Below are 1,917 nucleotides of genomic sequence, written 5' to 3' on the forward strand. Positions count from 1 at the left end.
CGGCTGCCTGCGCGCTCGCCGGCATCAGGGTGATCGCGGCGGCTGCCGCGCCCGTGGTGGCGAGACCGGTCAGAGCGATACGGGCGAAGCGGGTGCGAGTGGTCATGGCCATGCGAAAGGAACCTTCCGTGGGGGACATCGTCAGTGCCGGCCGCGGTCGTGCGGCGGCGTGGGGCACCCGCAGTTCACGGGCAGACCCTCAGGGGATTCGCCAGGTGTCCGGTTCGACCGGCCCTCGGCGACGACAGCCATGATTAGCGGCGGCCGACGCCGGCCGCAACGATGTGACCTACTACCCACTTTCGGAGAAATGCCCGAAATGGACACATAGGGTTGCTCCATGCCTTTTCAGGGGCATGTGCTGCTACGGCCCTCTTTAGGATGTGATCCGGCTCGCATGGCAGGCATCACGCTCTCAGGGCCCCAGACCCCTTCTCCACACCCCCGGCGCCGGGCGGAGTGAGGGCCGGGACGGACCAGGTCGGATGCCCGGCGATGGTCTGCCGGCCGGCAGCGGGCCACGGCGGGTTCCCGGCCGTCCGGACCGGCGCGGTGATCACCCGGTCGGCACGTGCCGGTCGAAGGGTGTCGTCACAGACCCCCCTGGCCGGCCCGGCGAGGGCCGTGATCGTGATGAGAAGAATGAGACGAGGCGGACGTCGCCCGAGGCGGCGCTAGTCCCCGCCGATCTCGGAGGGCGGCAGCGCGGCCAGCGCCCGCAGTGCGTTCAGGAAGCCGCGCCGGTCCTCCTTCGGCAGGCGGGCCAGCAGCCGCTCCTCGCGTTCGCGGATCGCCGACCGGACCGCCTCGCGCACCTGGCGCCCCGCCGGGGTGAGGGAGAGCACGCGCACCCGCCGGTCCGCCGGATCGGGCCGGCGGACGATCAGCCCGCGTTCCTCCAGGCCGTCGAGGACAGCGATGATCCGCGTCTTGTCCGCGCCGATGTCCCGCGCCAGCGCGGCCTGTGTCCGCACCGGTTCCTCGTCGAGGGCGAGCAGCACCGAGTACGCCCACATGACCAGCCCGTGCTCGCGCAGCACCGGCAGCTCGGCGGCCACCAGCGCACGGCCCAGCGGGACGATCATCGCCGCCAGGTCGGGGCGCTGTTCGGATGCGGTGCGGTCGGCCATGGGAAGAAGATACTCGTTGACCTATGGTAGGTGACTGCCTATCGTAAGCATATGCGTATGGATTTGGACCTGTCCGCCCTGAAGGCCTTCGACGACCGCGCGGTACGCACGAGCATCGACGTGGTCCGCCGCGCGGGCGAGGAGGACCTCACCCGCCCGACCCCCTGCGCGGCGTGGAACCTGGGCGAGTTGCTCGCCCATATGACCGCCCAGCACCGGGGGTTCGCGGCGGCGGCGCGGGGCGACGGCGGTGACCTGGGGCACTGGAAGGCCGAGGCGCCGGACCCGCAGGCGGTCGCGCGGTACGTGGCGGCCGCACAAGCGGTCCCGGCCGCGTTCGCCGCGGTGCGGGCGGCGGACCAGGAGTTCGCCCTGCCCGAGTTCGGCGCGGGCGCGGTCTTCCCCGCGGTCCGCGCCATCGGCTTCCACCTCATCGACTACGTCGTCCACGCCTGGGACGTCGCCCGCTGTCTCGGTCTGCACCTCGCCCTGGAGCCCGACCTCCTGGAGGCCGCCCTTCCCCTCGCGCTGGCCGTCCCCGGCGGCGCCCACCGCACGCGGCCGGGCGCCGCCTTCGCCCCGACCCTGCCCGGGCCCGCCGGCTCCGACACCCTGAACCGGATCCTCCTGCACCTGGGCCGCTCCCCCGCCTGAAGGCCGACCGCCGGGCCGCGCCGGGACGCATCGCGTCGGGACGCGGCCGGCGAGGACGGCCGGCAACCGGGCGCCGGGGAAGGCCTGCTGACGGGCCGTCGGCCGGAGTCGGGGCCGCGGCCCCCCCCCGGGC

Annotated in this window: 2 protein-coding genes; one reads left to right on the plus strand and one right to left on the minus strand. The window is 73.7% G+C overall.

Annotated elements, in window-relative coordinates; translation table 11 throughout:
* Nucleotides 1-674: 674 nt before the first annotated feature.
* Complete coding sequence (locus tag ACWEN3_RS45955; protein ID WP_452984327.1) at nt 675-1,130, minus strand: MarR family winged helix-turn-helix transcriptional regulator; 456 nt, start codon at nt 1,128-1,130, stop codon at nt 675-677.
* Between the two features lie 57 nt (nt 1,131-1,187).
* Here ACWEN3_RS45955 and ACWEN3_RS45960 point away from each other — a divergent pair, with 57 nt between their 5' ends.
* Nucleotides 1,188-1,784, plus strand: coding sequence for a TIGR03086 family metal-binding protein (locus ACWEN3_RS45960; protein WP_452984329.1), 597 nt, complete (start codon nt 1,188-1,190; stop codon nt 1,782-1,784).
* The last annotated feature ends 133 nt before the right edge of the window (nt 1,785-1,917 follow it).

The sequence above is a fragment of the Streptomyces sp. NPDC004561 genome (genome assembly GCF_053602155.1).

Bases quoted from the DNA above. Each gene is read 5' to 3' on its own strand.
- ACWEN3_RS45960 (WP_452984329.1), top strand. From the start codon at position 1,188: ATGGATTTGGACCTGTCCGCCCTGAAGGCCTTCGACGACCGCGCGGTA.
- ACWEN3_RS45955 (WP_452984327.1), bottom strand. From the start codon at position 1,130: ATGGCCGACCGCACCGCATCCGAACAGCGCCCCGACCTGGCGGCGATG.